Annotated in this window: 2 protein-coding genes; both read right to left on the reverse strand. The window is 46.7% G+C overall.

Annotated features, from left to right (window positions below; genetic code table 11):
- On the reverse strand, positions 1-1912 hold a 1912-nt coding region (locus tag GX016_09920), incomplete at its 3' end, for a DNA methylase (protein HHT71860.1).
- A 12-nt stretch (positions 1913-1924) separates the two neighbouring features.
- Complete coding sequence (locus GX016_09925) at positions 1925-2140, reverse strand: hypothetical protein (GenBank protein ID HHT71861.1); 216 nt, start codon at positions 2138-2140, stop codon at positions 1925-1927.
- Positions 2141-2169 lie beyond the last annotated feature (29 nt).

The raw sequence follows: 2169 nt of genomic DNA on the forward strand, positions 1-2169 counted from the left end.
CGGCTTTAAGGCGAAAGCTTTCTTCTAGGCCTTCGTTGGGTTTATACGCAGAAACAATTAGATCTTGTCTTACGGCAGCATTGGTACCTATTCTTACTTGATTAAAAGTTCCCTGCTTCTTATCTAAGGTTCTTACGTCAGCGACAACGAAACCTGCTCGCATAATAGCCTCCTGGATAGCATTCCAGACACGATTCTTGGAGTTGTGAAACACCACCGTCATCCAACGGCCTGGTTTCAATATGCGGTAGCACTCGGCAAAGCACTTTTCCATCAGATGTTGATATTCCCGAAGACCCTTGCCCTGCACTTTATTCTCAATGGCTTCCGGTTTGTTGTTGGTAAATACTTTGAGCCATGCTTCCCAAAGAAAGTTTAGTTCCGAATACATGAGATTGCCGCCGTAAGGGGGATCAGTAAAAATATAGTCTATGCTACAGTTTTCCAGCTTAATGCTGCTACACGAATGTGTAGAAACAAGATTGGTACTCGAAATCTTGGATAATGCTGCTGCGAGTCTCTTAATCTTGTTCGAGAAGGCAGTAAATACATTCGCTTCGCTAATTTGAGAAGAAATGTAGATAGTTCCGCTTAATGGATTATATGGAAATGAAACTTTCGGCCGATATCGGTTCAACTTGCTGATGTTAATTAAGTTACTTGTAAAAAGCAACAATAAGCATTTCTGAAAATCAGCATCTATATCTTTATTAAGTAATTTATGATGTATAGCCGCTAAGATCTGCAGGTTCCGCCGGCTGTGAAAATGGTGTACATGAGTAATACCAACCGAGAAAGGATCTCGTGTTTTTTCCCCTTCGGGCAATATATCGGTGGGATACCAATACGGTATGGGGCTGTCTTCAATTTTCTTGATCAGCTCGAAGTCAAACTCATCCGGCTGTTTTTCAAACCGTTTTTTACCCACAGCATAGTTTATGAGGACCGGCACTTGCCGGGCCCGGGTGATAACCTGCCCCAGATCCCGGTCCCAGATCCGTTCGGTAGCCCGTTCCAGTTCCCGCTTAGTAAGGTTGGCATCACAAGAAGGGCACGGGAACTCACGCATTACCTTCCCTTCAGTTTTGTCCACAGCTACATCCCAAAATACCAGCTCCGCACTGCAGCTGGGGCAAAGAAACACATCGGACCAGACTGTGTAGTTAATCGTTCCGAAGAGGGGTCTTCCATTTAAATCCTTTTGCACCCTCCCGTTAATAACATGCTGTGTTTGGTACATCCAACCGCATTCCTCTTCTACTTCGGCCAAGACGCGCTTCGCCTCACGCTCGAAAGCAGCTACATCCACCGGTCTATTATAGTTGTAGGCGATGAAGGTAGCTGCCGGTGACAAGTCCACCAGCACTGCTTTGCGGGCACCTAGCTTAGACAAAGGCCGGCCCTTGTCATCCAATATTGTACCGTCGGGAGAAATCAGGTAGTCTAAAGCAGCCACCTCTTTCTCGTCCCCGCACAGCTGCGCTGCCACACCCGTCATACCGGTGCCGCAAAAGCCATCGAAGACAATATCTTCCGGCTCAGTGTAATGAAGGATATAGCGCATAATAGCTCGATGAGGCACTTTGGTATGATAGGAATGAGCATTATAAATAGGATTATTCTTCCCTTCGGCCACGTCGGCAGCGAAAGGTTCACGGTGATAATCATCAGTGGCCGGATCGTAAGGCCGGCCATGTTCTTTAACAAATGCCGGCAAAAACGGATTGGGGCAAGCTGTATAATAAGGCGGATCCGATAGGTTGATAATATCTTCATCTTCGGCCAGGGGAAAGCCGTCTATATGCCGGACCTGATCCAACAGTTCTTTGGTAAGGCGAAATTGCTGCTTTTCTACTGCCGGTTTTTTCTGCTTCGGCACGCTTATTCTCTGTTGATAACGATGCTGGCTCATAATCATCACTCCCTATTCCAGCACAATACGGACTTTGCCTGGATCTTTACCCCGGGTAATCGACTCAACATAAGCCTTAAATCGTTCCTGGAACTCGGCCAACGTACAAGGAGCACCTCCTTGGTTCAGCGCTTGTTTTAACTCCGGTGCCCGCACCACAACTCGTTCCATCCCTGACAGCACTTCTTGTACTACCCTGATAAAACCGCTGTTAATCTCATAAGGCAACTGCCGCTCCTTGATCACTTGGTCCAATA

Source organism: Bacillota bacterium (genome assembly GCA_012837285.1).
Taxonomy (GTDB): Bacteria; Bacillota; DTU030; order DUMP01; family DUMP01; genus DUNI01.